24 protein-coding genes are annotated in these 25,350 nt (G+C 63.8%); 14 read left to right on the top strand and 10 right to left on the bottom strand.

The annotated features are described in order from the left end of the window. Nucleotides 1-27 precede the first annotated feature (27 nt). From NKG95_RS04560 to NKG95_RS04495, 14 genes are all read left to right on the top strand, one after another. Nucleotides 28-969 (top strand): sugar ABC transporter substrate-binding protein, encoded by a 942-nt coding sequence (locus NKG95_RS04560; RefSeq protein WP_353040051.1) that lies wholly within the window; start codon nucleotides 28-30, stop codon nucleotides 967-969. A gap of 61 nt (nucleotides 970-1,030) precedes the next feature. Then, a complete protein-coding gene (locus NKG95_RS04555) occupies nucleotides 1,031-2,035 on the top strand; it encodes an ABC transporter permease (RefSeq protein ID WP_353040050.1) in 1,005 nt (334 codons plus the stop codon). Then, a complete protein-coding gene (locus NKG95_RS04550; protein ID WP_353040080.1) occupies nucleotides 2,032-2,814 on the top strand; it encodes an ATP-binding cassette domain-containing protein in 783 nt (260 codons plus the stop codon). Before NKG95_RS04555 ends, NKG95_RS04550 begins: the two co-directional genes overlap by 4 nt. Nucleotides 2,815-2,848: 34 nt before the next feature. After that, entirely contained in the window at nucleotides 2,849-4,030 is a 1,182-nt protein-coding gene (locus tag NKG95_RS04545) for an aldose 1-epimerase family protein (protein WP_353040049.1), read from the top strand. Between the two features lie 91 nt (nucleotides 4,031-4,121). Further along, nucleotides 4,122-5,210, top strand: a complete 1,089-nt coding sequence (locus tag NKG95_RS04540; protein ID WP_353040048.1) for a fatty acid desaturase family protein — start codon at nucleotides 4,122-4,124, stop codon at nucleotides 5,208-5,210. A gap of 42 nt (nucleotides 5,211-5,252) precedes the next feature. Beyond that, nucleotides 5,253-5,567, top strand: a complete 315-nt coding sequence (locus NKG95_RS04535; protein ID WP_353040047.1) for a MocE family 2Fe-2S type ferredoxin — start codon at nucleotides 5,253-5,255, stop codon at nucleotides 5,565-5,567. A gap of 37 nt (nucleotides 5,568-5,604) precedes the next feature. After that, the gene (locus NKG95_RS04530; RefSeq protein WP_023675787.1) at nucleotides 5,605-6,405 is read left to right on the top strand and encodes a 3-methyl-2-oxobutanoate hydroxymethyltransferase; all 801 of its coding nucleotides are present in this window, start codon (nucleotides 5,605-5,607) and stop codon (nucleotides 6,403-6,405) included. A 227-nt stretch (nucleotides 6,406-6,632) separates the two neighbouring features. Continuing rightward, complete coding sequence (locus NKG95_RS04525; RefSeq protein ID WP_353040046.1) at nucleotides 6,633-8,075, top strand: DHA2 family efflux MFS transporter permease subunit; 1,443 nt, start codon at nucleotides 6,633-6,635, stop codon at nucleotides 8,073-8,075. A 279-nt stretch (nucleotides 8,076-8,354) separates the two neighbouring features. Further along, entirely contained in the window at nucleotides 8,355-9,341 is a 987-nt protein-coding gene (locus NKG95_RS04520; RefSeq protein ID WP_352589799.1) for an ABC transporter permease, read from the top strand. Between the two features lie 59 nt (nucleotides 9,342-9,400). After that, complete coding sequence (locus NKG95_RS04515; RefSeq protein ID WP_353021110.1) at nucleotides 9,401-10,426, top strand: sugar ABC transporter substrate-binding protein; 1,026 nt, start codon at nucleotides 9,401-9,403, stop codon at nucleotides 10,424-10,426. 83 nt (nucleotides 10,427-10,509) lie between these two features. Then, a complete protein-coding gene (locus tag NKG95_RS04510; protein ID WP_353040045.1) occupies nucleotides 10,510-12,633 on the top strand; it encodes an ABC transporter permease in 2,124 nt (707 codons plus the stop codon). Beyond that, nucleotides 12,630-13,688, top strand: coding sequence for a hypothetical protein (locus tag NKG95_RS04505; RefSeq protein WP_353040044.1), 1,059 nt, complete (start codon nucleotides 12,630-12,632; stop codon nucleotides 13,686-13,688). The genes NKG95_RS04510 and NKG95_RS04505 overlap by 4 nt, the downstream gene beginning before the upstream one ends. Further along, nucleotides 13,688-15,184, top strand: coding sequence for a sugar ABC transporter ATP-binding protein (locus NKG95_RS04500; RefSeq protein ID WP_353040043.1), 1,497 nt, complete (start codon nucleotides 13,688-13,690; stop codon nucleotides 15,182-15,184). Before NKG95_RS04505 ends, NKG95_RS04500 begins: the two co-directional genes overlap by 1 nt. A gap of 240 nt (nucleotides 15,185-15,424) precedes the next feature. Continuing rightward, nucleotides 15,425-15,832: a carboxymuconolactone decarboxylase family protein gene (locus NKG95_RS04495; RefSeq protein ID WP_352481584.1), complete on the top strand. Its 408-nt coding sequence runs from the start codon at nucleotides 15,425-15,427 to the stop codon at nucleotides 15,830-15,832. 209 nt (nucleotides 15,833-16,041) lie between these two features. On the opposite strand, the gene NKG95_RS04490 is transcribed toward NKG95_RS04495, so the two are convergent. From NKG95_RS04490 to NKG95_RS04445, 10 genes are all read right to left on the bottom strand, one after another. Then, nucleotides 16,042-16,929: an amidohydrolase family protein gene (locus tag NKG95_RS04490; RefSeq protein WP_353040079.1), complete on the bottom strand. Its 888-nt coding sequence runs from the start codon at nucleotides 16,927-16,929 to the stop codon at nucleotides 16,042-16,044. Continuing rightward, nucleotides 16,929-18,062 (bottom strand): vWA domain-containing protein, encoded by a 1,134-nt coding sequence (locus NKG95_RS04485; RefSeq protein ID WP_352495770.1) that lies wholly within the window; start codon nucleotides 18,060-18,062, stop codon nucleotides 16,929-16,931. Before NKG95_RS04485 ends, NKG95_RS04490 begins: the two co-directional genes overlap by 1 nt. Next, complete coding sequence (locus NKG95_RS04480) at nucleotides 18,059-18,940, bottom strand: AAA family ATPase (RefSeq protein WP_353040042.1); 882 nt, start codon at nucleotides 18,938-18,940, stop codon at nucleotides 18,059-18,061. Before NKG95_RS04480 ends, NKG95_RS04485 begins: the two co-directional genes overlap by 4 nt. 9 nt (nucleotides 18,941-18,949) lie before the next feature. After that, a complete protein-coding gene (locus NKG95_RS04475) occupies nucleotides 18,950-19,954 on the bottom strand; it encodes a xanthine dehydrogenase family protein molybdopterin-binding subunit (protein WP_023721264.1) in 1,005 nt (334 codons plus the stop codon). A 1-nt stretch (nucleotide 19,955) separates the two neighbouring features. Continuing rightward, nucleotides 19,956-21,323: a xanthine dehydrogenase family protein molybdopterin-binding subunit gene (locus NKG95_RS04470; protein WP_023721263.1), complete on the bottom strand. Its 1,368-nt coding sequence runs from the start codon at nucleotides 21,321-21,323 to the stop codon at nucleotides 19,956-19,958. Nucleotides 21,324-21,336: 13 nt separating this feature from the next. Next, on the bottom strand, nucleotides 21,337-21,819 hold the full coding sequence (locus NKG95_RS04465; RefSeq protein ID WP_352481581.1) for a (2Fe-2S)-binding protein: 483 nt from the start codon (nucleotides 21,817-21,819) through the stop codon (nucleotides 21,337-21,339). Nucleotides 21,820-21,851: 32 nt separating this feature from the next. Continuing rightward, nucleotides 21,852-22,646, bottom strand: coding sequence for an FAD binding domain-containing protein (locus tag NKG95_RS04460; protein WP_353040041.1), 795 nt, complete (start codon nucleotides 22,644-22,646; stop codon nucleotides 21,852-21,854). Nucleotides 22,647-22,667: 21 nt separating this feature from the next. Then, nucleotides 22,668-23,120, bottom strand: a complete 453-nt coding sequence (locus tag NKG95_RS04455) for an SRPBCC family protein (RefSeq protein ID WP_352481579.1) — start codon at nucleotides 23,118-23,120, stop codon at nucleotides 22,668-22,670. 107 nt (nucleotides 23,121-23,227) lie between these two features. Beyond that, nucleotides 23,228-24,055, bottom strand: coding sequence for an AraC family transcriptional regulator (locus NKG95_RS04450; protein ID WP_353040040.1), 828 nt, complete (start codon nucleotides 24,053-24,055; stop codon nucleotides 23,228-23,230). A 269-nt stretch (nucleotides 24,056-24,324) separates the two neighbouring features. Next, on the bottom strand, nucleotides 24,325-25,323 hold the full coding sequence (locus tag NKG95_RS04445; RefSeq protein ID WP_023721258.1) for an ABC transporter permease: 999 nt from the start codon (nucleotides 25,321-25,323) through the stop codon (nucleotides 24,325-24,327). Nucleotides 25,324-25,350 lie beyond the last annotated feature (27 nt).

Here is a 25,350-nt window from a genome sequence, read left to right as displayed (position 1 = left end):
CGGTTAAGAAACAAGGGAGGAAGAGAAATGTTGAAACTCGCGTTGAAAATCGCGGCTGCGGCGACGGTTCTTGCCGGTGTGGCGCTGGGTACGCCGGCGCTGGCGCAGGACGCTCAGAAGACGTTTTACCTGTTGTCGCATGGCGGCCCGTCGGACGCCTTCTGGATCGACTGGAATGCCGGCGCGACCAAGGCCTGCGACCAGCTCAAGGTGACCTGCAAGATCTCGTTCAGCGGCGGCGACATGGCGGCGCAGAAGGAGGCCTTCAATTCGGCCCTTGCCGCTAAGCCGGACGGCATCGCCACCACCTCGGCGCAGCCCGGCCTGTGGACCGAGGAGGTCAAGGCAGCGAAGGCGGCCGGCATCCCGATCGTGTTCTTCAACACCGACGATCCGGCAACCGGCCGGCAAGCCTATGTCGGCGCCGACCTTAGGGAAGCCGGTGTCATCTGGGCGAAATATCTGGTCGACCACAAAATGGTGAAGCAGGGCGACAAGGTGTTCCTGCCGGTCGAAGTGCCGGGTGCCAGCTACCAGCAGCTCGAGACCGAAGGCATTGCCAGCGTCTTCGATCCGCTCGGCATCAAATATGACGTGGTCGATTGCGGCACCGATCCGGCCGGCATCATCGCCAAGATGACGGACTACATGGTGGCCAACAATCCGCCGGCAATCATCGCGCTCGGCGATTCCGTCGCGGCCAGCGTCAAGCGGGTGTTCGATGGCGCCGGCGTGCCGGCCGGCAAGATTCCGGTCGTCGGCTGGGGCAATTCGAAGGAAACGGCCGAGTCCGTCAAGGCCGGTTTCGTCAACGCGGCTGCCTGGCAGTTCCCGTCGGCGCAGGGCTTCATGCCGGTGGCGCTGCTCGGGTTGGCCGCCGCCGGCGAACCGATCGGCTACGACATCCACACTTTCAGCCTCTACGACGCCTCGAGCGTCGAACCGATCCTGAAACTCTACAACAAGTGATTGGAACTGACGCTCGCCGCGCAGGCGGCGGGCCTCACCCTGGCGTATGGTTCGAGCTGTCATGACAATTGCCGCAGAAGAGGAAATGCCGCGTGCCAAACGCAGGTCGAGCCTGATCCGCTCGCCGCAGTTCTCGTCGCTCGTCATCCTGATCGTCCTGCTGGCGGTGTTCGCGATCGCCGATGCGAACTTCCTGTCGCCGCTCAACATCTCCAACATGATGGCGTTCCTGCCCGAGCTCGGCATCATCGCGCTCGGCATGACGCTGCTTCTGACGGCGGGCGAGTTCGACCTTTCGGTCGGTGCTGTGTTCGGACTGGCGCCGGTTGTCGTCATGCTGCTGGTGCAGAACGGCGGGGTGGATATTGGCGTGGCGCTGCTGGCCGGCCTGCTGCTCTGCATAGCGATCGGTGCGATCAACGGGCTGATCGTCACCAAGATCGGCATCTCCTCCTTCCTGGTGACGCTGTCGATGCTGCTGGTGGTGCGAGGCGCGGCCCTCTACATCACCCAAGGCTTTCCGCTGAAGTCCTGGGACCAGCCAGGGTTCTTCGTGACGCTGCTGGCCGGCAGCTTCAATATCGGAACGTTCCGTTTCTATACCTCGCTGTGGTGGTTCATCGGCCTGTCGCTGCTGGCAATCTATGTGCTGCGCTACGCCAAGCTCGGCAACTGGATCAGCGCCATCGGCTCGAACCGTAACGCCGCCGTGGCGCGTGGTGTGCCGGCCGATGCGGTCAAGATCTGGCTGCTCATCCTGACCTCGGTGCTGGCCGGTCTCGCCGGCATGATCAGCGCCTTCCGCATTTCTGCCGCCTCGCCGGTGGCAGGCACCGGCTACGAGCTCGAAGTGATCGCCATGGTGGTGGTCGGCGGCACCGCGCTGACCGGTGGGCGAGGCACCATTTTCGGCACCATCGTCGGCGCGCTGATGCTGCGCAGCATCCGCAACGGCATCGTGCTGATCGGCGTGCCTGGGCTCGCCTACAACATCTTCGTCGGCGTCATCATCCTTGCCATGCTCATCCTGCACGCTTTGCTGCAGAAGAACGCCGCCAGGAGCTGACCATGGAAGTGCTTCGGCTGCAGAACCTGCAAAAGTCCTTCGGCAGCGTCCGCGCCCTGAAGAGCGCGTCGTTCACGCTCAACGAGGGCGAAGTGGTGGCCTTGCTCGGCGACAACGGCGCCGGCAAATCGACATTGATCAAGGCGATCTCCGGGGTCTTTCCGGTCGATCGTGGTGACATCTATGTGCGCGGCCAGAAGGTCTCCATCCGCTCGACGCGCGATGCGATGGATCTCGGCATCGAGACCATCCACCAGGATACCTCGCTGGCACCGGACCTCAGCATCGCGCGCAATCTTTTCCTCGGCCGCGAGCCAGTCAACCTCAAATGGCTGGGTGTGTTCGCGCCGCTCAATCTCGCCCAATTGCGCGATGCTGCCTCGGCACTTTTGAAGCGCGTCGGCATCTCGAAGAAGCTCGACGCCGATGCGCTGGTCAGCACGCTGTCGGGCGGCGAGCGCCAGTCGATCGCCATTTCCCGCGCCATGCAATTCGCCGCCAAGGTCATCATCCTCGACGAGCCGACCAACAATCTCGGCGTCGAGGAAACGCACGGCGTGCTGCGCTTCGTCAAGGAAGTGCGCGACGCCGGTCACTCGGTGCTTTTGATCACCCACAACATCCATCACGTCTTCCAGGTCGCCGACCGCATCATCGTCATGCGGCGCGGCGAGATCGTCGCCGAGCAGACGGTCGCCGACACCGACCTGCTGACCGTGGAAAGTATCATCACCGGCGCCGACATGTCGGCCCTGCTCAAGGAGACGAGAGCCAAGTGAAGGACGGGAGCAAAGTGAAGGAACTGGCCGTCACATGGTAGAGCTTTACGGCAAGACGCTGTCGCGCCGGCAGGTCTCGGAACGCTCGGGCATGCTGTCGCAGTTCGCCGGCGTGCGACTGATGACGCTTGGCGACGGCGTCGAGCGCGGCATCCGCATGCTCGAATTCCGCACCGGCTCGGGCCTGCGCTTCACCGCGCTGGTCGACCGGGCGCTCGATATCGCCGATTGCGACTTCAAGGGCCAGGCGATCGGCTGGCATTCGCCGAGCGGCTTTCGCAATCCCGGCCTGCACGAGTATGAAGGCGAGGACGGGCTGGCCTGGGCGCGGTCGTTTTCCGGCCTTCTACTGACCTGCGGCCTCGACCATATATTGTTCATGAACGAGGTACCCGCCGACACCTACAACTATCCGCCGAAGAAGACGGTGCGCCATTCGCTGCACGGCCGCATCAGCACCATCCCGGCGCGGCTGAGTGGCTACGGCGAGACCTGGGACGGCGACCGCTGCGTGTTGTGGGCCGAAGGCATCGTCCAGCAATCGACTGTATTCGGCGAGGATCTGCATCTATTGCGGCGGATCGAGGCCGATGTCGGCGGCAACGAGATCCGGCTTTCGGACCGTGTCGTCAATCACGGTTTCAACCGAACACCGCATATGTTTTTCTACCACATCAATGTCAGCCATCCGGTGCTTGACGAGGGCGCGCGCTATCTGGCGCCGATAAGGGATGTCGTTTGGGCCGGGCATGCCGGCGAGCGTTATGAGGCGCAAAAGGTCGGCTATCGCACGGTCCCGGCGCCGCAGCCGCGTTTCAGCGAACAGGTCTGGCAGCACGAGCTCGGCGCTGGCAGCACCGGCGAAGTCCCGGTGGCGGTGGTCAACGATAGGCTCGGCCTCGGCTTCGAGGTGGTCACGCGCAAGGACCAATTGCCCTGCGCCTACCAATGGCAGAATTTCCAGGCTGGGCAGTACGCGCTTGGCATCGAGCCGTCGACGCATCATGTGCTGGGAAATCTTGCCGCGCGCGAACGCGGCGAGATGATCTGGCTGGAGCATGGCGAAAGCCGCGCCTACGATGCAGTGTTCCGAGTTCTCGACGGCGCCGGCGAGATCGCCGATGCGGAGAGCCGGATCGCGGCGATTGCCAGACAGCCGCAGCAGGATTATCCGCGGCCGTCGGGCCGTTTTCCTGTTCTTGGAGGCAGGTCGTGATAATGGCGAAGAGGATACGAGACACCAGTTGGGAGGCTGGTCCCGGCCGGAGCGGGGAGGGTTCGCGGCCGATCGGGAATTGGAGGTCACAATGGCTGGCACGGTAAAGCGCGATTACAGCCTGGTCGGCGAAAGCACGCGCAGGGCGATCGAGACGGGACTGGCCTCGGCGGAGTGGTACCACACGGATGTCCCCCGCAAGGCGATTAAGGAGTTGATGCAGCGCTCAGATGGCCCGGCGATCCGCGACACGATCATCTGGATCGTCGCCATCCTCGGCTCCGCCGCCGGCGCCATCTATTTCTGGGGCACCTGGTGGTGCGTGCCGTTCTTCTTCGTCTACGGCGTGCTCTACGGCTCGTCCAGCGACTCGCGTTGGCACGAATGCGGCCACGGCACGGCTTTCCGCACGCGCTGGATGAACGATGTCGTCTACCAGATCGCCAGCTTCATGCTGATGCGTAATCCGGTGACCTGGCGCTGGAGCCATGCCCGGCACCATACAGACACGATCATCGTCGGCCGCGACGCCGAGATCGCCGTGATGCGCCCGCCGGACCTGCTGCGTGCCGCGCTGGCTTTCACCGGCATCCTCGATTTTCGCTATTCGCTTCCGGCGCTGGTACGCCAGGCGTTCGGCAAGCTGACGCCCGACGAGAAAAGCTACGTTCCCGAGATGGAACAGCACAAGGTCGTCATCGCAGCGCGCTGGCATATGGCGATCTACATCGCGACGATCGCGCTCGCCGTTTTCATGCGGTCGTGGATACCGGTGGTGCTCATCGGCGTGCCGCGCCTCTACGGCACCTGGCACATGGTGCTGACCGGCCTGCTGCAGCATATCGGTCTGGCCGACAATGTCGTCGACCACCGGCTCAACACCAGGACCGTCTACATGAACCCGATCAGCCGGTTCATCTACTGGAACATGAACTACCATGTCGAGCATCACATGTTCCCGATGGTACCCTATCACGCGCTGCCCAGGCTGCATGAATTGATCAAGCACGATCTGCCGGAGCCGAACCCGTCGATATGGCATGCCTATCGCGAGGTCTGGCCGGTCCTGCTCAGGCAGCTCAAATACGAGGACTATTTCCTCAAGCGCGAATTGCCGCCGACGGCACGGCCCTATCGTGGCGAGTTCCACGAAGTGAACATGTCGGCAGCGGCTGAGTAGGCACCGCACCGGCGCAACGCAGAAATTTCAGGAGAAGCAGAAATGGCCGATTGGGTCGAGGCGTGCGCCGTGGACGATGTCGAAGAGGAAGATGTTATCCGCTTCGACCATGCCGGCCGCACCTTCGCGATCTACCGTTCGCCGGACGACGAGTTTTTCGCCACCGACGGGTTTTGCACGCATGAGAAGGCGCATCTCGCCGACGGGCTTGTCATGGACGACATCATCGAATGCCCCAAGCACAATGGCCGCTTCAATTACAAGACCGGCCAGGCCAAAGGGGCTCCCGTCTGTGTCAATCTCGCGATCTATCCAGTCAAGGTGGAAGCTGGCAAGGTGATGATCCAGATCGCCTGACCGGCCTTCTGTCACGTAGCAAAGGGGACCAAAATCCATGAGCCGGAAAAGACCGACCGTCGCCGACCTGCGCGCCATGAAGGGCAAGCGGCAGCTGACCATGCTGCGCGTGCTGACGATGGACGAGGCCGAGGCCGCCGAACGCGCCGGCGTCGATATCGTCTCGGTGCCGCCGGAGCTGGTGCTCAATCCGCAATATCGCGATGCGGCACCCAGCCTGTTCACCATGCCGGGCGAGAATTTCTTCGAGATCGGCACCGCCGATGATTTCGTCCGCTGGGCGTTCCGGCTCTACAAGGCCAGCGCCGATGCGGTCTATTGCAGCGCCGGCTACGCCACCATCAAACGGATGGCCGACGATGCAATTCCGGTGATCGGGCATGTCGGCCTCATCCCGTCACGCGCCACCTGGACCGGCGGCTTCAAGGCCGTCGGCAAGACCGCCGATACCGCCATGCAGGTGTTCGAGGCGGTGAAGCAACTGGAGGCCGCCGGCGCGATCGGCGCCGAGATCGAGGTGGTGCCAGTCGAGGTGGCCAAGGCGATTTCGGAACGCACATCGCTGATCATGTTGTCTATGGGGGCGGGCACCGGCTGCGATGCGCAATACCTGTTCGCAGACGATATCCTCGGCCAGAACCGTGGCCACATGCCGCGCCATTCCAAGGTCTATCGCAATTTCGCCGCCGAATACGATCGGCTGCAGGCCGAACGCATCGCTGCCTTTTCCGAATATGTCGCCGATGTGAACAGCCTGGCGTATCCCGAAGACAGGCACGTCGTGCACATGGACCCGGACCAGCTCAGCCTGTTCCTGGAGAAGATCGAAGCCGCATGAGACACGCCGGCAGTGGCGCGAAGCGCCATCGCGGATCGTAAAAACGCCGGTTCGGCGGCAGGGCCAGGTCATCGCATAGCCGGCTGCGATGCCACACGAAAGTTTGTTGGTCCATGTCTGGACGGCACCGGCCAAATGCTGTTGAAACCGGTGCGTCATCGGTTTGCCGGACATTTGTGCGGCTGCCGATGGGGCGGGAGAAGATTCCCCTTCGGACAGTTCTACGCATGACCGCCATTCCCGAAGACAAAGCCTTACCCGAAACCGCGCCGGCGGCGCGGCAAGCCCGGCGGGTGGCGCTGATCGTCGCCGTCGCCTTCTTCATGCAGCTTCTGGATTCGACCATCATCTCGACCTCGCTGCCGCAGATGGGAGAATCCTTCGGCGTGCCGGCGGTGGCGATGAGCATCGGCATAACCGTCTATATGCTGACCATGGCGGTGTTCGTGCCACTGTCCGGCTGGCTCGCGGACCGCTTCGGCGCGCGCAACATCTTCCTCGTGGCGATCGCCCTGTTCACGCTGGCCTCAATCATTTGCGGCGTCTCGCAGAACCTGGCCGAGTTCGTTGCCGCGCGCGCGGTGCAGGGCCTGGGTAGTGCGCTGATGACGCCGGTCGGCCGCATCCTGGTGCTGCGCAATGCGCCGAAGTCCGAGCTTCTCAATGCTACGGCGCTGATCACCTGGCCGGCGCTGTTTGCGCCGGTGGTCGGGCCGGTGCTTGGCGGCTTCATCACCACCTATGTCTCCTGGCACTGGAATTTCTTCATCAACATTCCCCTTGGGGTCGTCGGTTTGGCGCTGGTCGCCCGCTTCATTCCCGGCGACCGCGAAGCCGGGGCCAAGCCGCTCGACTGGCCGGGCTTCCTGCTGACCTCGGTGGGGCTCGCCGCGATGCTCTATGGCCTCGAGCGCATCGCGCATCCGGAAGAGGGTGCCTTGCCGACCGTGGCACTGCTCGCCACGGGCATTTTGGTCGGCTGGCTGGCGGTGCGGCATCTGCGACGCGCCAACCATCCGCTGCTCGATCTCACAGCTTTCAAGGTGCAGACCTTTGCCATCTCGACGCTGTCGGCCGGCACGATTTTCCGCATCGCCATCAACGCCACGCCGTTCCTGCTGCCGCTTTGGTTCCAGGTTGGCTTCGGCCTGAGCCCGGTCGATGCTGGCATGATGGTCCTGGCCTATTTCCTCGGCAATCTCGGTATGAAGGCGGTGACGACGCCGACGCTGAGGCGGTTCGGCTTCCGTTCGGTGCTGATCGTCAACGGAGTGATCGCCTCTTTGTCGATCATGGCCTGCGCGGCGCTTACGCCGCAGACGCCGCAAGCGTTGGTGGTGGTGCTGATGCTGATCGCCGGACTGTCGCGTTCGATGCAGTTCACCGCGCTCAACACACTGGCCTTCGCCGATGTGGCCTCACCGCAGCGTAGCTCGGCGGCGACGTTGTCCAGCATGCTGCAGCAGGTGGCGATGCTGTTCGGCGTGGCGGTCGCGGCGGCGCTGCTCAACCTGTCGCAGATCGCCAAAGGCGCTGCGGCGCTCGATCTCGTCGACTTCCGACTTGCCTTCCTGGCGATCGGCGCAATCGGGCTCGTCGCCTCGTTCCGCTTTCTGGCGTTGCCGAAGGCCGCCGGCGCCGAGGTCTCGGGCCATGTTTTGCGGATTTGACGCAGAAGCTGCGCGGCGAGCGCGGACATAAATTCTGCCTGCTCCGCTCGTCCTGGAGCGAACCTTCGCCAGCGGTTCGATCAGCGCGATCAATTGCAAAAGTGCTTGAGTTCCAGGCATTGCGCCAGCCTCGCAATCGGTGCGTCCAACCGCGGAATTTCCTCGCAAGCCGGCCTGCAATGCGCGGATTCATTTGACGAATTGGTCTTGAGCCGATTAGCTTTCGTTCCGATGGCCGCAGAGGGAGCAGGGCGTAGCCATCGCGGGTGAAAGCGGGCAATGAACGCGACCGGCTGGCTAAACTGGAGAAGCCTGAACCAGGAGGGCATTGTCTTTGCCATCGCGGTCGTGCTGTTCATTGCCGCCGCGATCGGACTGCCCGGGTTTATCAATTCGAACAATCTCGTTGCCATCGTGCGCTCGGTCTCGGTGCTGGGCATATTGGCGCTCGGCATGGCGGTCGTCATTATCGGCAGGGGCATCGACCTGTCGGCGGTGGCGATCATGGCGATGTCGGTCGCCTGGTATCTGCAATTGCTGAATTCGGGGATGTCCGACGGGCTGGCCTTCGCCTATGTGCTAGCCGGCGTTCTCGCCATCGGGCTTTTGAACGGCATTTTGGTCGCCTACGCCGAGGTTCCGGCGATCTTCGTGACGCTGGCGACCGCGTCCTTGGTCTTCGGCTATGTGCGCTCACAATTGATCACACAGGACGCCGTGCCGGTGCCGCCCGGCCATTGGGTCGAGCTTCTGGGCGGGCTTCGGTTCCTCGACATCCCGGTCGAGGTTTTTGTCTTCGCCGGGCTGGCTTTCGCCTTTTTCCTGTTCCTGCGCTACACCAAATGGGGCCGCTACGTCTATTTCGCCGGCGACAACCCGGTTGCGGCGCGCAATATCGGCATTCCAGTGCGCCCGATGCTGGTGCTGCGCTACGTGTTGTCGGCCTTGGTCTCGCTGATTGCCGGCTTGCTCACCGCCGCCAGCCTGCATTCGATCAACACCCGCATCGTCAATTCCACGCTGCTCTACGACATCGTGCTGGTGGCGGTGATCGGCGGCATCGGCCTATCGGGCGGGCGGGGCGGGGTGCGCAACGTGCTGGTGGGGGCCGCGCTGATCGGCATCCTGCTCAACGCCATGACCATCATCGACATTCCGCTGCTCTATCAGAACCTGATCAAGGCGGCGATCCTGCTGGCGGCGATCATCGTCGATGGGTTCATCAATCCGCGCGACGAGCAGACCGCGCAGCAAGGCGACATCTAGACTGACGCGTACGGTTGGGGCCGACCGCGAACGACAACGACCAAACCAGAGGATGTGACATGAAAATCATCAGGACATTTATGGCCGCCGCGGCAGCGCTTGCCGTCTCCGCATTCCTGGCGCCAAGCTTTGCCGCCGAAGATCCGGGTCCGGGCGCCTATTCGCAAGCGCTCAAGGGCAAGCGCGTGATGCTGGTGCCGATGGCGATGGGCTTCGACCTGGCACAGGGCTGGGCGCATTACCTGAAGACGGAGGTCGAGGCCTGGGGCGGCGTGTTCGAGACGCGTGACCCGAACTGGGTGGTCGATGCCGGCGCGCAGGCGATAACCGACGCGATCTCGTCGGACACCAGGCCGGACGTGCTGATCATCCACTCGCCCGACCTCAACTCCTATGCCAAGCTGATGAAGAAGGCGCAGGCCGCCGGCACCTATGTCCTGCTGGTCGACAATCCGGCGAACTTCCCGGCCGATGCCTTTGTCGGCAGCGACTGGGATCGGCTCGGCCAGCTGGAAGCCGAAGCGGCGATCAAGGGTTGTGGGCCGAACTCCTCCAAGAAGATCGGGCTGGTGCAGGGCGACCAAGCCAACTCGTCGAGCTTGTACCAGTATGCCGGCATCATGAAGGTGCTGGACAAGAACCCGGACTTCAAGGTCGTGGCCAAGCCTGACTCGAACTGGGATGCGACGACCTCGCGCAACGTGACGACGACGATGCTGCAGCAGAACCCGGACATCTGCGCCATCATCGATTTCTGGGATGGCGACGCGACGGGCGCATCTGCTGCGATCCGCGATGCCAAGCTCGAGGGCAAAGTCTTTCTGGTCACCACCGGCGGTGGCGAAAAGACTGCCGACTGCGACAAGCTGCAGGACGGCACCTATGGCGCGGTGGTGATGACCGACCTTGCCCGCCAGTCGGGCGACATGAACGCCGTCATCAAATTCCTGTTGCAGAGTGGCCAGCCGGCCGGCACCTCGCACACCTACATCTACACGCTGGAGAAAGCGACAACCAAGGCCGACCTCAAGCCGGACAGCTGCTGGGACTTGAAAGCACTGCAAGCTCAAGCTGCGGCCAAGTAAACCGCGGGTCCGTTGCAAGCATCGACGAGGTGGCCGGACCTTGTTCGGCCGCCTCTTTCTCTCTTGAGTGGCAGCAGCAACCGATGTCCTTTCGCGAACGCCTTCAATCCTGGCGCTACAATCTCGTGCCCGACCACCTTGTCGGCGAGATCCTAAGCAAACGCTGGACTGATAACGCCATTCCGTTCCTGGCGCTGGTGGCGACGCTGGCGACGTTCGGTTCGATCATCCCCGGCTTCTTCAAGCCGATGTCGCTGCAGGAATCGACCCGCCAGCTCGGCGAGTTCTCGCTGGTCGTCACCGGCATGACGGTGGTCATGCTCGGCGGCGGCATCGACCTTTCGGTCGGCTCGATCTTCGCGCTGTCCTGCTTTTCCGCCGTGTTCGTCTTTTTCATCCTCGAACAATCGGTATGGCTGGCGCTGGCCGCCTCGATCGCCACCGGGCTGCTGTTCGGCGCGATCAATGGCTATCTGATCGGCTATTTCAGGCTGCGCGCTTTCCTGACGACACTGGTCACCTTCATCTTCGGGCGGGCGCTGTTCGACATACTGGTCACCACCTATGCCGCCGACGTCCAGCTTTCCGATGCCACATCGGATGTGCTGGACTTTATCGGCGACGACACCTTCTGGGGCCTTTCGGTTGCGGTGTGGGCGGCGATTATCCTGGCCATCATCACCCATGTCGCGCTGACACGCTCGCGGCCCGGCTGGCATGTGCAGGCGGTGGGCGGGTCGCGGCGATCGGCTCACAATGCCGGCATCCGCGTGCGTCGCACCGTGTTCATGACCTATGTCTTCTCCGGCTTTTGCGCCTCGCTCGGCGGCTTCCTCATCGCCTGCCGGCTGAGCGGGGCAGGGCCGGGCACAGGCCTCAACCTCGAGGTCATGGCACTGACAGCGGCGGTCGTCGGCGGCGTCAGCCTGGGCGGCGGCCGCGGTTCGGTGATCAAGGGGCTGATGGGCGCGATCATCGTGCTGACGATGACCAACGGGCTGATCCGGCTGGGCTATGGCACCGGCACCAACCAGATGGTGCTGGGCATCATGCTGGCCGTGGCGGTCACCATCGACATCCGCTGGCTGAAGAACCGCCACAAGGTGCTGGACGAGGTCTATGTCGCACCGGTCTATTTGAAGATGGGGGCAACGCAGTCGGCCGCACCGGGCTCGGGCACGCCTTACGAGCTCGACAACCGGCTGTCGGAGGCTGACCATATCGGGCTCGGCGAGCTGGAAGGGCCGGAAGACGTCATCCTCGACCGCGACGACCATCTCTATTGCGGCACCAGGCATGGCGAGATCGTCCGTTTCTTTGCGCCGGACTACAAACGCTCGGAGGTCTTTGCGCATATTGGCGGCTTTCCACTGGGCCTGGCCTTTGACAAAACAGGCAATCTGATCAGCTGCGTCGGCGCGATGGGCCTTTATTCGGTCTCGCCGGAGCGGGAGGTAAAGCGGCTATCGGCGGAAACGTCGCGCTCCTGGACTTCGATCGTCGACGATGCGCGGCTGCGCGACCCCAATGACTGCGATATCGCGCCGGACGGCCGCATCTACTTCACCGATTCCACCAAGCGCTATGACGCGCACGACTGGGCGCTGGACTCGATCGAGAACCGCGCCACCGGACGGCTGCTCGTCTATGACCCGAAGAACGGTTCGACGAAGACATTGCTCGACGGCTACCGCTACACCAACGGCGTGTGCATGGCGCATGATGGCAAGTCGCTGTTCTTTGCCGAAAGCTGGGCCTGCCGCGTGCACCGCTACTGGCTGGAAGGGCCGAAAGCAGGCACCGCCGAATGCGTCATCCGCGACATGCCGGGCTACCCCGACAACATCAACCGCGCCTCCGACGGCAACTACTGGATGGCCTGGCTCGGCATGCGCACGCCGAGCTTCGACCTGTCGCTGCGCCATCCCGACATGCGCAAGCGCATGACGCGCCGGCTGCCGCAGGACGAATGGCTGTTCCCCAACATCAACACCGGCGGTGTGGTCAAATTCAACGAGAAGGGCGGCATCGTCGAAGCGATGGGCGACCTGTCGGGCGCCGCGCATCCGATGGTCACCTCGATGCGCGAGCACAAAGGCAATCTGTTCGTCGGCGGCATCCTCAACAATCGGATCGGCCGCTACCGGATTGCCGGTGCCGACCCGAACTGGACCAGCCCCGCTTCCTATTGGGGAGCGAAGCCATGATGCTGGACCCGATCCTTGACATCTTTCGCGGCAAGGCGGTGACAATCCCGCCGCTCGATGGCGCCTTCAGGCCGAATACGCTGCTGGACGATGCTCCGGCTTTTGTTGAACTGCCGGAGCCTGACAATCTGCTGATCGATAAGGACCGGTTGCTGGCGGCCAGCGGCAATGCCGTCTATGCGCTCGCCGCCGGTGCCGCGCCGACGATAGTCGAGACATTTCCGTCCCCGGTCACAGCGCTCGCGCGCTCGCCCGCCGGGGAACTGACGGTCGGGCTCGAAAACGGCAGGCTGTTGATCGCGGGTAAGGACGCTCCGCTACCGGCCGAAATCCGCTGCATCACAGCGCTCGCCTACGCAGAAGATGGCACGCTTTGGCTGACCAATGGCTCGGCCGAACACGGGCCGTCGCAATGGGCCGCCGATCTGATGAAGAAGGGCGCTTCTGGTTCGCTGTGGAAGCGCGAACCGGCAGGCAGCGAATTCCGCAAGCTCGCCGGTGACATCGCCTTTCCCTATGGGCTGCATCCAACCGGCAAGGATGTGTTGGTCAGCGAGAGCTGGCGGCACCAACTTATCCGCTTCGACGGCGCGACAGGCAGCCGCTCGACGGTGCTGGCGCATCTGCCCGGCTATCCCTCTCGGCTTTCGCCTGCCGCCGATGGCGGCGTCTGGCTGGCGCTGTTTGCGCCCCGGAACCGGCTGATCGAATTCGTGCTGCAGGAAACGCACTATCGGAACGACATGTTGGCGCAAGTGTCACCCCAACACTGGATCGCGCCGGCGCTCGCCTCCAACCGCAGCTTCCTCGAGCCGCTGCAATGCGGCGGCATTCGCACCATGGGCATCCACAAGCCATGGTCGCCGAGCCGCTCCTACGGGCTGGTGGTCAGGCTCGACCGGGAGATGCGGCCGCAATTCAGCCTGCACAGCCGCGCCAACGGCACGCGCCACGGCATCTGCAGCGTGGCGGAGAAAGACGGTCGCCTGTTCATTGCCTCGAAAGGCGGCGATTGCCTGCTGGCCATCGACTTGGGTCCAGGAGGACATCGCTGATGGAACCGATCGTCCGCCTGGAGAACGTGACCAAGACCTATCGCGGCGTGCCCGCGGTGAAGAATGTCAGCTTCGAGCTGCGCAAGGGCGAGATCCACGCGCTGCTCGGCGAGAATGGCGCGGGAAAATCGACGCTGACCAAGATCATCGCCGGCGTCGTCGACGCGACATCAGGAAAGATGTTCCACAACGGGCAGGAGATCGCCTACGCCTCGCCGCACGCGGCACTTCAAGCCGGCATCGCCATGGTGTTCCAGGAGACCAGCCTGGTGCCGTCGATGACGGTGGCGCAGAACCTCTATCTCGGCACCGAGCGCTTTCTCAACCGGCTGCGCGGCACCTACATCTCGGCGCAGCAGTTCCTTCAGTCGTTGAACTTTCCGGTCGACCCGAACGCCATGGTGGCGACGCTGGGCGCGGCCAAACGGCAGATGGTCGAGATCGCGCGCGCCGTCCACCACAATGCCGAGATCATCATCTTCGACGAGCCGACGGCGACGCTGACGCCGGAGGAAAAGCGGCACTTCTTCGCCCTGATCCGTCGGCTCAAGGCAAGGGGTGTGTCGATCGTCTTCATCAGCCATGCGCTCGAGGAAGCGCTCGATATCGCCGACCGCATCACCATCCTGCGCGACGGCGAACTGGTGATCACCGACGATACCGCCGCCTTCGATCGCGACAGGATCGTCGCCGCCATGGTCGGGCGGACGCTGTCGGGACAGCTCTACAGCCAGCGCGACGAGACCAGGCTGCGCAAGGCCGGCAAGAAGGTGCTGTCGGTGCAGGACATCTCGATGAGCAATGTCGTGCGCAACAATTCCTTCTCGATCTTCGAGGGCCAGATCACCGGCGTCTTCGGGCTGATCGGCTCGGGTCGCACCGAGACGTTCAAGATCGTCTCCGGCATCTACAAGCGCGACTTCCTGCGCGGCGGCACCATCGAGCTGGACGATAAGCCGGTGCGCTATCTCGTGCCGAGCGAGGCGGTGGCGGACGGCATCGTCTATGTCACCGAAGACCGCAAGAGCGAGGGGATTTTCGAGACGATGGACGTTGCCGAGAACCTGTTCGGCGGCTTCCTGGCGGCCGGGCGGGAAAAGGGCTGGGTGGTCAATGCGCAGGAGATGCGGGCGCTGTCGGCGGAATGGACCAAGACGCTGAACGTCAAGGCCATCAACGACAATGCCCGGGTGGTCGAGCTCTCGGGCGGCAACCAGCAGAAGGTGGTGATCGGCAAGGGGCTGGTGCAGAAACCGCGCATCGTCATCTTCGACGAGCCGACGCGCGGCGTCGATGTCGGCGCCATCGCCGAGATCCACCAGATCATCAACCGGCTGGCCGATGAGGGCCTGGCCGTCGTCGTCATCTCGTCCTACCTGCCGGAGATCATGAACCTGTCCGACCGCATCCTGGTCTGCCGGCAAGGCCGCATCGTCGAGGAGTTCTCGCCGGCCGAGGCGACGGAGGAGAAGATCATGTATGCGGCGGTTCATTAGGTTCCAGGCGATGCGTACTTCGACAATTGGCGGAGTCACCAGTCCATTCGTCATCGAGGGGCGAAGCAAGGAGCGCAGCGACGCGGCGCAGACCCCAGGATGACGACGGTGAGGGCCTCTGCATTTCCAGGGTTCTGGGCCGGCCTGCAAAACGTGAATCACCAGAGCAAGTTAGCCGCATTCGCTACCAAGCCGATTCAACGACCTCTCTCATCGATTCAAACCGAAAGGAGCCTGCCCATGGCCACCACAAGACTTCTGACCGATGCCGAGGTCGAGGCGATTCCCGCTGTGAAGGCCGTGTTCGACGACATCCGCGCGACGCGCAAATCCGATTTCGTCAATAATTTCTGGCGCGGGCTGGCCAATGATCCGGTCTCGCTGAAGCGGGTGTGGGAACAGCTCAAGGCGGTGATGGTCGCGGACAGCGTCATCGACCCGCTGACCAAGGAGATGATCTACATCGCCGTCTCGACAGCCAATGGCTGCTCCTATTGCGTTCACTCCCACACCGCCGCCGCCCGCGCCAAGGGCATGACCGAAGCGCAGCATGGCGAGCTGGTGTCGATCATCGGGCTGGCCGGGCAGACCAACCAGATGGTGACAGCGCTGCAGATTCCGGTCGATCCGGAGTTCGAGGTGAGGTGAGGTGCGGCGCCTTCCCTTCTCCCCTTGTGGGAGAAGGTGGCCGAGCGAAGCTCGGTCGGATGAGGGGTGCCGGAAGGATCGCTAGCCTGGAGACGTAAGTGCTTCAAATTGCCTAGATTTCCACCGCCGAGTTTCTTCCAGCACCCCTCATCCGTCTCGGCGCTGCGCGCCGATCCACCTTCTCCCACAGGGGGAGAAGCGAATGCGCGCTACACCGGCCGATAAACCTTCTCCGCCGTGTTCCAGAAGATGTCGGCCTCTGCCGCCGCGCCGTGCTTGCCCACCGCTTCCCTGTGCGCCCTGATCAGCTCGGCGTGGCTGGTCCACAGTTTCTCGATCGGGAAGTTCGATCCGAACATCAAATGATTGCTGCCGAGGATGTCGATGGCGGCGTCGACGATATAGCTGATCAGCGCCGGGTCGTTGCGGTGGACGAAGGTGCCGAGGCCGGACAGTTTTGCATAGAGGTTGGGGGCCGCTGACAGCGTGCGCAGGCCGGCTTTCCAGGCCTCGGTGGTCTCTGGCTCCATGTCGGTCAGCATGCCGGCGTGGGTGAGGATGAAATTGGTCTCGGGGTTCTCGCCGACAAGCGTCAGCCCGTCCTTCATCTGGGCGGGGAAAAGCTGCAGGTCGAAGGACAAGCCGTAGTCCTTCAGACGCGCCACATTGGCCCGCACCTTCGGGTCGATGACCTGATCGGCCGAGCCAGCGAAGCGGAAGGCCGGCATTTCGTGCCAGTGCAGCTGCATGCGCACGCCGCGCAGCAGGGGGTATTTGATCAGCCGGTCGATCTGGGAACGCACGTCGTCCACGGTCATGTCGGCATAGCCGACGATGGCGTGCGGCCAGCCGGTTTCTTCCGCGGTTTTCTGCAGGAAGGCGACCTCATTCTCGAAATCCTCCTTGGCCCAGTTGGTCTGGACATAGACCGCCTTCTCGACGCCCGAGCCTTGCTGGTCGGCGAGGAATTCCCCGATAGGATAGTCGCGGCGGATCGGCTCATACGGTCCGAAGATGCGCGGCACCATCGGCCCGACCAGCCAGGGCTGGTCCTTTTGGCGCCAGATGTGGAAATGCGCGTCGATCGCCTTCTGCATCACGAAACCCTCCTCCAGATTGCCGCGGCCGCCGGGGCTGGGCGGGCGAGCGACAGGATGAAATCGGTGAGGCCGGCGATCGACGAACCGTCGACCAGGTCGTCGAGCACTGGCAGGATGGCGCGAAGCGCTGCCGTCGCCGGCCGAAAGCGTGGATCGCCGGCCAACGGCGTCGCCAGCGAAAGCCGAAAGGCGCGGGCGCTCAGCCGGCGCATCGCCGTCTCCAGCTCGGCATGATCGCCGCGCTCCAGCGCATCCGACAGGATGACGATCGCCGCCCCGCGCGCAAAGGCCGAAAAACGCGGCACCGAGAGGAAGGCAAGCAGTGTCGGTCCCATGCGGGTGCCGCCGTCCCAGTCGTCGACCTGGGCAGCGGCGCGGGCCAGCGCCTGGTCGCGGTCGCGAATGCGCAGCGCCGAGGTGATACGGGTCAGTCGTGTGCCGAAAGTGAAGACCTCCGCCCGGTCGGCGCCTTGCACGGCCGCATGCGCCAGCTTGAGATAGTCTGAGGTGTAGAGCTTCATCGAGCCCGACACGTCGATCAGGATGAGTAGCTTGCGTGGCACTGTCTGCCGCCGGCGCAGCAGCGGCGAGGGGATATCGCCGTCGGCACTGACGATTTCGCGCAGCGAGCGGCGCAGGTCGAGCTTGCCGCGCGCATGCGTGCGCACCGTGCGGAAGGAGCGGCGGGCGGGCAAAGCGGTGGCGAGCTTGCGGCGGAAGGCGGCAAGCCCGTCGCTATCGCGGCTGAATTCGCGGACGCTCAACTGTTCGCTGGCCGAAGACAGTTCGCCGCCTTGCTCCTGGCGGACCACCTCGATTTCTTGTTCGCTGGTTTCGCCGTCATCCTTGATGCGGGTTTCCTCGTCGGCCTCGCCTCCGACCACTGCCGCGGTGCTGCCATAGAAATGGCTCCGAAAATGCGCCTCGAATTCGTCGCGGCGGTCGGGCGGCGGCGCCAGCGTGGCGAGCGCCGCTTCGCGGATGTCGGCCATCGAGCGCGGCCCAAGCAGCGTCACCGCTTGCATGAAGCCGGAGACCTGCTCGGGCGCCACTGAAAAGCCATAGCGGCGCAGCAGCCGGCCGAAGCCGAGGAAGGGCGTCGCCCCTCGAGGCAGAGCCGCGGGGCTCACGCCAGCGCCTCCTCGACAATCTTGCCGAGCTCGGGCGCGATGCAGGATAGATCCTCCTCGTCCTTGATCAGCACGCCGATGGCACGGCGGAACGCTTCCGGCCATGGGCTGCCGCCCTTTTCGAGGATGGTCGCGGCATTGGCCCATTCGACCGCCTCGGCGATGCCGGGCGGCTTGGCCAGCGGACGCGCGCGGATGTCGCGCACGGCGGCAGCCACGGCGCGCGCCGTGGCCTCGGCGACATCGGCGGTGCGCAGCATGATGATCTCGGCTTCGCGCCCGGCGTCGGGATAGGTGATCCAGTGGTAGACGCAGCGCCGCCGCAGCGCTTCGGCAAGCTCACGGGTGCGGTTCGAGGTCAGGATGACGATCGGCTGCGCCGTCGCGCGAATGGTGCCGCGCTCGGGAATGCTGATCTGGAAATCGGACAGGAACTCCAGCAGCAGCGCTTCGAATTCATGGTCGGAACGGTCGATTTCGTCGACCAGCAGCACGCGCTTTTCCGGCGCTTTCAGCACCTGCAGCAGCGGCCGCGCGATGAGAAAGCGGTCGTCGTAGATGTCGACCTCGTGCTCACCGGCATGGCGGATGGCGAGCAACTGGCGCTGGTAATTCCATTCGTAGAGCGCATGTGCGGCGTCGATGCCCTCGTAGCATTGCAGCCGCACCAGGTCGCGCCCGAGCACCTCTGCAATCGCCTTCGCAGCTTCCGTCTTGCCGACGCCGGGTGCGCCTTCGAGCAGCAGCGGCTTTCCCAGCCTGATCGCCAGGAAGATGGCGGTGGCCAGGCTTTCATCGGCGAGATAGCGCGAGGCGGCGAGGCGCGACGCCACCGCCTCAGGCGAGGTCGCGACTGTCTCAGCGCTTCTCTTGGGCATTTTCAGCACTCAGTTCGGGGCTTGCGCCTTCAGCGCCCGCAGGATGCGCTCCGGCGTGATCGGCAGCGTATCGATGCGCACACCGACAGCGTCGAAGACGGCATTGGCAACCGCCGGGATCTGCGGGTTGGCGCACATTTCGCCCGGCCCCTTGGCGCCATACGGCCCGTCCGCCGAGGGCCGTTCCAGCACGATGATCTCGGTTTGCGCGAGATCGCCAGGACCCGGCATCAGATATTGGTTGAAGTCGGTGCCGCCATGGTCGCGGTTGGGATAATAGGGCTCGGTCGTTTCGTAGAGCGCATGGCTGATGCCCATCCACGAGCCGCCAACGAGTTGCTGCTCGACCATTTTCGGGTTCAGCGCGCGGCCGATCTCAAACACGTTCTTTACCGTCAGCACGGTGACCTCGCCGGTCTCGTCGTCGACCTCGACCTCCGCCACCGTGCAGGCATGGGCGTAGCAGGTAGACGGCTTCATCGCTCCGGTCTCTTTCTCCGGATAGGAGCGGGGGATCAAAAACATGCCGCGGCCGGAAATCGAACGGCCGCGCTTGAAATGCGCCGACAGCGCGACATCGAAGATCGAGATCGATCTTTGCGGCGCGCCCTTGACCAGGATGTTGCCCTCGCCATCGGTCTCGAGGTCCGAGGCGTTTACCTCAAGTTCCTCGGCCGCCACTTCCAGCATCACCTGGCGGGCTTCCCTGGCGGCCTGGATGACCGCATTGCCGGCCCGATGCGTGCCGCGCGAGGCGAAGGTGCCCATGCAGTGCGGGCCGGTGTCGGTGTCGGCGGTGTCGACGACGACGCGGTCGGTCGGTACGCCGATCGTCTCGGCGCAGATCTGTGCCATGATCTGCTTCATGCCCTGGCCCAGGTCGACGCTGGAGAGCGTGACCATGAAATTGCCGGTCGGCGTCGAATGCACCAGCGCCTGCGTCGGGTCGCCGCCGAGATTCATGCCGGTCGGATAATTGATCGCGGCGACGCCGCGTCCGCGCCTGATCGCCATCTCAAGCTCCCTTCGCGTAAGACGACATCGTCATGAACTTCTCCGCCACTGGCCAGTTGGCGGCGCGCGAGGCTTCCTGCATGCACTCGATCAGCGCCGCCCCCTCCGTCGGCTGCCGGTGTGCCTTCATGTCGCCGTCGCGGTAGGCGTTGATGAAGCGGAATTCGAGAGGGTCCATGCCGATCAGCCGGGCGAGCTTGTCCATCTGCACCTCCAGCGCGAAGTCGCCGATGGTGACGCCGAAACCGCGCATCGCCGAGGACGGGGTACGGTTGGTGTAGACGCAGTAGGTGTCGATCCAGACATTCGGGATCGTATACGGGCCAGGATAATGCCCGGCGCCCTTCTGCGCGCCGTAGGGCGAATGGCGCGAATAGGCGCCGGCATCGGTGTAGCCGGTCACTTTCCGCGCCACGATGCGGCCGTCGTTCATGACGCCGTCCTTGATGACGACCTTCTCGGCGGCGCGCGGCGAGGAAATCTGCATCTCCTCCTCGCGGCTATAGACAAAACAAACCGGTCGTCCGGTTAGTTTGGCGCCGAGGATGGCGATCGGCTCGACGATGACGTCGACCTTGCCGCCAAAACCGCCGCCGACGGTGCCGCCGACGAAATGCAGCTTGTTGCCGGGCATCTGCAGGATGATCGAGGCGTTGTCGAGCGTGAAGAACATCGCCTGCGTGTTGGTGTAGCAGGTGAAGCGGTCGTTGCCCTCCGGTGCGACGATGCAGCCGGTCGTCTCGGTCGGCGCATGCTCGATCGGCGAGGACTGATAGGTCTGTTCGAGCACGTGGTCGGCTGTGGCAAAGCCTGCCTCGACATCGCCAAAGCGCACCTTGCGGCATTCGCCGCTGTCGTAGAGGTAATAGTTCCGGCCGTGATACTCGTTGACGATCGGCGCGTCGGGCTTCAGCGCTTCCTCCATGTCGAAGACGGCCGGCAGCACCTCGTAGTCGACCTTGACCTTGGCGGCGGCTTCCTGCGCGGCGCGCTCGGTCTCGGCCAGCACCGCCACCACCGCCTCGCCCTTCCAGCGCACCTTGCCGTCAGCCAGCACCGTCTCGTCCTCCGGCCCGATCTGGATCAGGATCAGGATGGTGTAGACATTGTGCGGCACATCCTTGGCGGTCAGCACCTTGACGACACCCGGATGCTTTTCCGCCTCGGACGTATCGATGCTGCGTATGCGGGCGTGATGGTGCGGGCTGCGCACCATCTTCAGGTGCAGCATGCCGGGAAAATTGCGGTCGGCGAAATAGGTGGTCTTGCCAGTGACATGGCCGGGTGAATCCGAACGCGGCCGCGGCTGGCCGATCTCGTGCAGATCGTCCTTGCGCTGGTCGGCGAAATAGCTCTTGCGGAGTTCCATTTTCTTAACTCCCTCAAACCGCGTTCTGCGAATTGGAGCGCGCGGCGGTCAGCACCGCCTGGATGATCGGCTCGTAACCGGTGCAGCGGCAGATATTGCCCGACAGCGCCTCGACCACGTCCTCGCGGCTGGGGTTCGGCGTGTGATCGAGCAGTACCTTGGCTGCCATGATCATGCCCGGCGTGCAGAAACCGCATTGCGTGGCAAAAGCATCGAGGAAAGCGCGTTGCAGCGGATGCAGCACGCCGCCTTCCGAAAGCCCCGACGTCGTGGTGACGGCCGCACCGTTGCAGGTCTCGGCCAACGTCAGGCAGGACAGCCTGAGCTCGCCATCGATGATGACCGTGCAGGCGCCGCAAGTGCCTTGATGGCAGCCGCCTTTTGGCGAGGTGTCGCCGATCTTGTCGCGCAGCGCGTGAAGCAGCGTCGTGCCGCTGTCGATGAACTCGGCCTTTTCGGCACCATTGAGCGTGAACTGAACCGGGACCTTCGCCATCTTTATTACTCCTTGCGCCGCAGCCAGGGCTTTCAGGCGAGCAGCAGCCGGCCGAGATGGACCGGCAGGACTTCGTTGCGATACCAGGCACTGGCGATCGGATCGGTTGGCGGCGAAGTGCCGTCGTGGGCAACGGCCAGTGCCGGTGCGATGCCGTCTGCGGTGAGTTTGCGGCCAATCAAGGCTTTCTCCGCCGTCCTGGCACGGATCGGCCGGTCGGCCATGCAGCCGAGCGCGATCCGCGCTGACGTGACAGTGCCGTCCGGCGTGTGTTCCAGCATGGTGGCGATGCTCAGCACCGAGACGCCCTTTGGCTTGACCCGCGACACTTTCAGGAAGCGAAAACCGCCTTCCTTCGGAAGCGTGAAGCCGACCGCAGTGACGATGGCGTGATTGCTCTCGCGCTTTGCCAGAAAGGTTTCGATCGGCAGCTCGCCGTAGTCGGTGGTGACGGTTGCGTCCAACGCCAGCAGTGCAACGGTGAAATCGCCGTAAGGCGTTGGCGCGAAGAGATTGCCGCCGACCGTAGCCATGTTGCGGATCGCCGGTCCGCCGACGGCGCGCGCGGCGTGGGCCAGTGGAGCGAGATCCGGGTGACGGGCGATCGCCGCCATGGTCACCGAAGCGCCGATGCGGACCTCGCCGCCGGAAATGCGGATGATCGACAGCGCCGGTTCGGTCGACCGGATGAAACCGGAAATCGACACGTCGCCTTCGTTGGCGGCGCGCACGACCAGTGTGCCGCCACCGAGATAGCGGGTGCCGGCGGCCTTCAGCGCCGCGCCAGCGTCCTTCACCGTCGGGAAAGTCTGCAGTGCAAGCGCCATGGAACGCTCCTGTTTGTCAGCTCAATTCAGTTCAACCTTGCCGGCGAAATGGGCCTTCAGGGCGTTGAAGCCGCCCTGGAAGACGTTGGCGCCCATGCCTTCGGCCAACTTGTCGGCTTCTTCGGGAGGGGCGTCGAAGCTGGCGGTCCATTCGGCATAGGTGCGGTCGCCGTCGGTCACCCGCCGCAACTGCAGCGTCGCCTTGTGGTTGGTAAGCGGTTGCGGCGTCTCCAGGATGGAGTAGCTGACGAGGAAATTCTCGTCGGAGAAATCGAGCAGCTTTTCGCGGAGGCGGGCGCCGCTGGCGAGCTGGAAATTGCGTACGCAGCCGATCGTGCCGGCGTCCTTGCCGTCCTCAATGTGGCTTTCGACCATGCGCGGATGCCAGGTCGGCAGACCGTTGAAGTCGCGTATGCGTGCCCAGACCTTTTCGACCGGCGCGTCGATGACGCTGGAGATGGTGACTTTCGCCATATGATCGTTCCCTTGCAAATCAGCTGCTTGGGAGGGTAGGGCGGCAGACTCGGCGGCGCTTATCAATGCGTCTTGAACGCCTATCAATTAGTCTGAAAAACGGGCGCTCAGCTGATCGCCCGCGCCGCCTCGCGGTAAAGCGTCGGCGGAACGCCGACATGGTCGCGGAAGAAGCGCGAGAAATTGCCCTGGGTGGTGAAGCCGAGATTGCAGGCGACCGAGATCAGCGGCTCCTGCGACCACTGCAATTGCCGCACCGCTTCCTCCATGCGCAGCGTGTTCCAATAGACGTTGGGCGTCAGATTGGTCTGTTCCTTGAACAGGGCGAAGAAATGCGGCCGCGACAGGCCGACGCTGCGCGCCACGTCGTCGAAGCAGATGCGCTCGCAGACATTGGCTTTCATCAGCTGGATCGCCTTGCGGACGCGAAAATCCTGCATGGTGTTGACGCGGGCGCGCACCGTCTGCGGTGCGCAGGCGTGGGCGGCATCGAGCACGCTGTCGATGAAGCGCTCGATCTCGTAATTGGCGATGTCGTCGATGCTCTCATTGTCGCTGAGATGGTCGAGAAGGTTGGCCGCTGCCTTGTGCAGCCAAGGCTCGAGCGTGATTGCCGGGGCGGAGAACAGCGGCGCCGAGGAAGGCAGCTCGCGGCGCCTTCGAGCCCAGTCCGGATCGATGTAAAAGGCGAGGAACAGGCCGGGCGTGCCGTCGCGGGACAGAGCGTGGCTGTGCGGCTGGAAGGAATTGATGCCGGCGGCGGTGCCCGGTCCAAGCCGCACCGTCTCGCGGCCGATGGTCATCTCGCCGGCCGTGCCTTCCAGCCAGATGATGATATGCGCCTCGACATGGGCATGGGTGACGAAGTCGCTGGCGACGTTCAGGACAGAAACATGTCCGAACCGGCCCCAGTAGAGCCTGATCGCTTCCGTCATGGGTATATCCTCCCGCAGGCGACTGGCCTCCCTTCGCCTGCTGCGAGCGATTGTGCGGCTCAGTTCGGGCTTGCGTCAAGACGGATGTGCACGCCCGGGCGCCGGCCATGCGCCGCAGCGGCGGATTTTCAGACTCGGCGATAGGAAGAAGGCGAGCGTTTCCAGGCCGGTATGGCAAGACCGGTGCGGTCGACGGCAACCGGCACTCCCTTCGAGGCTGAGCAAGGACTTTTGCCAGCGAAGCAACTTTGCCCCGACGGCGGAAAAGTTCAGTCGTTACGCCTGAAATTGCGGATGCGGTCGAACAGCACGGCGAGCAGGATGGCGCCGCCGATGAACACGCCTTGCCAGAAGGCATTGATGCCGAGCAGGCCGAGGCTGTTGCGGATGACCTCGATCAGCGCCGCGCCAACGACTGCGCCGAAGGCTGTGCCCATGCCGCCGGCCAGGTTGGCGCCACCGATGACGGTGGCGGCGATCACCTGAAGCTCCATGCCGTTGCCGAGATTTGTGGTGACCGCGCCCAGCCAGCCGGTCTGGATGATGCCGGCAAGGCCCGCCGCCAGTGCCGAGATCATGTAGACGACAACCTTGATCTGGCGCACCGGAACGCCGGTCAGCGTCGCCGCATGCTCGTTGCCGCCGATGGCGAAGATGTGCCGGCCGAATTTCGTCCAGCGCAGCACGAAGCCGGTGATCATCGCCAGTACGATCATATAGAGCACCGGATTGGCGATGCCGAACACCCAGGCGCCGCCGCCAAGCGCCAGCAGCTTGTCGTGGTCCGGCCCGAACTGGAAGACGACGGTGTTGTTGGAGGCGACCATGGCAAGGCTGCGTGCGATCGAGAGCATGCCAAGCGTCACCACGAAGGGCGGAAAGCCGAGATAAGCGATCAGAACCCCGTTGAAGGCGCCGATGATCAGCGCCGTCGCGATCGCTGCGGCAATGCCGGTCTCGATGCCGTAGCCGGCATGCATGGTCACGGCCAGCACCATCGAGCACAGGCAAAGCACCGAGCCGACCGACAGGTCGATACCGCCGGTGATGATGACGAAGGTCATGCCGAGCGCCACGATGGCGACGAAGGTGATGTTGCGGGTGATGTTGTAGAGGTTCTTGGTCGTGGCGAAGGAATCCGTGGCCACGGACAGGAACAGGCAGGCGAGGATGACCGCGATCACCACCCAGAAGGTCTGGCTGGCAAACACCTTGCTCAGCAAGGTGTGCTGCTTGTGCGCGATCGTCTGATCAAGGGTGACTGCCATTATCGACCTTTTTTACTCATGGTTGAG

Source organism: Mesorhizobium sp. M1423, assembly GCF_040317575.1.
Lineage (GTDB): Bacteria > Pseudomonadota > Alphaproteobacteria > Rhizobiales > Rhizobiaceae > Mesorhizobium.
Note: the sequence above shows the minus strand (reverse complement) of the source record. Positions and strands in the feature narration are given on the sequence as shown.

Excerpts from the sequence above, each read along its gene's own strand:
- NKG95_RS04560 (WP_353040051.1), top strand. The coding sequence starts at position 28 with ATGTTGAAACTCGCGTTGAAAATCGCGGCTGCGGCGACGGTTCTTGCC.
- NKG95_RS04555 (WP_353040050.1), top strand. The coding sequence starts at position 1,031 with ATGACAATTGCCGCAGAAGAGGAAATGCCGCGTGCCAAACGCAGGTCG.
- NKG95_RS04545 (WP_353040049.1), top strand. The coding sequence starts at position 2,849 with ATGGTAGAGCTTTACGGCAAGACGCTGTCGCGCCGGCAGGTCTCGGAA.
- NKG95_RS04540 (WP_353040048.1), top strand. The coding sequence starts at position 4,122 with ATGGCTGGCACGGTAAAGCGCGATTACAGCCTGGTCGGCGAAAGCACG.
- NKG95_RS04535 (WP_353040047.1), top strand. The coding sequence starts at position 5,253 with ATGGCCGATTGGGTCGAGGCGTGCGCCGTGGACGATGTCGAAGAGGAA.
- NKG95_RS04530 (WP_023675787.1), top strand. The coding sequence starts at position 5,605 with ATGAGCCGGAAAAGACCGACCGTCGCCGACCTGCGCGCCATGAAGGGC.
- NKG95_RS04525 (WP_353040046.1), top strand. The coding sequence starts at position 6,633 with ATGACCGCCATTCCCGAAGACAAAGCCTTACCCGAAACCGCGCCGGCG.
- NKG95_RS04520 (WP_352589799.1), top strand. The coding sequence starts at position 8,355 with ATGAACGCGACCGGCTGGCTAAACTGGAGAAGCCTGAACCAGGAGGGC.
- NKG95_RS04515 (WP_353021110.1), top strand. The coding sequence starts at position 9,401 with ATGAAAATCATCAGGACATTTATGGCCGCCGCGGCAGCGCTTGCCGTC.
- NKG95_RS04510 (WP_353040045.1), top strand. The coding sequence starts at position 10,510 with ATGTCCTTTCGCGAACGCCTTCAATCCTGGCGCTACAATCTCGTGCCC.
- NKG95_RS04505 (WP_353040044.1), top strand. The coding sequence starts at position 12,630 with ATGATGCTGGACCCGATCCTTGACATCTTTCGCGGCAAGGCGGTGACA.
- NKG95_RS04500 (WP_353040043.1), top strand. The coding sequence starts at position 13,688 with ATGGAACCGATCGTCCGCCTGGAGAACGTGACCAAGACCTATCGCGGC.
- NKG95_RS04495 (WP_352481584.1), top strand. The coding sequence starts at position 15,425 with ATGGCCACCACAAGACTTCTGACCGATGCCGAGGTCGAGGCGATTCCC.
- NKG95_RS04490 (WP_353040079.1), bottom strand. The coding sequence starts at position 16,929 with ATGCAGAAGGCGATCGACGCGCATTTCCACATCTGGCGCCAAAAGGAC.
- NKG95_RS04480 (WP_353040042.1), bottom strand. The coding sequence starts at position 18,940 with ATGCCCAAGAGAAGCGCTGAGACAGTCGCGACCTCGCCTGAGGCGGTG.
- NKG95_RS04475 (WP_023721264.1), bottom strand. The coding sequence starts at position 19,954 with ATGGCGATCAGGCGCGGACGCGGCGTCGCCGCGATCAATTATCCGACC.
- NKG95_RS04470 (WP_023721263.1), bottom strand. The coding sequence starts at position 21,323 with ATGGAACTCCGCAAGAGCTATTTCGCCGACCAGCGCAAGGACGATCTG.
- NKG95_RS04465 (WP_352481581.1), bottom strand. The coding sequence starts at position 21,819 with ATGGCGAAGGTCCCGGTTCAGTTCACGCTCAATGGTGCCGAAAAGGCC.
- NKG95_RS04460 (WP_353040041.1), bottom strand. The coding sequence starts at position 22,646 with ATGGCGCTTGCACTGCAGACTTTCCCGACGGTGAAGGACGCTGGCGCG.
- NKG95_RS04455 (WP_352481579.1), bottom strand. The coding sequence starts at position 23,120 with ATGGCGAAAGTCACCATCTCCAGCGTCATCGACGCGCCGGTCGAAAAG.
- NKG95_RS04450 (WP_353040040.1), bottom strand. The coding sequence starts at position 24,055 with ATGACGGAAGCGATCAGGCTCTACTGGGGCCGGTTCGGACATGTTTCT.
- NKG95_RS04445 (WP_023721258.1), bottom strand. The coding sequence starts at position 25,323 with ATGGCAGTCACCCTTGATCAGACGATCGCGCACAAGCAGCACACCTTG.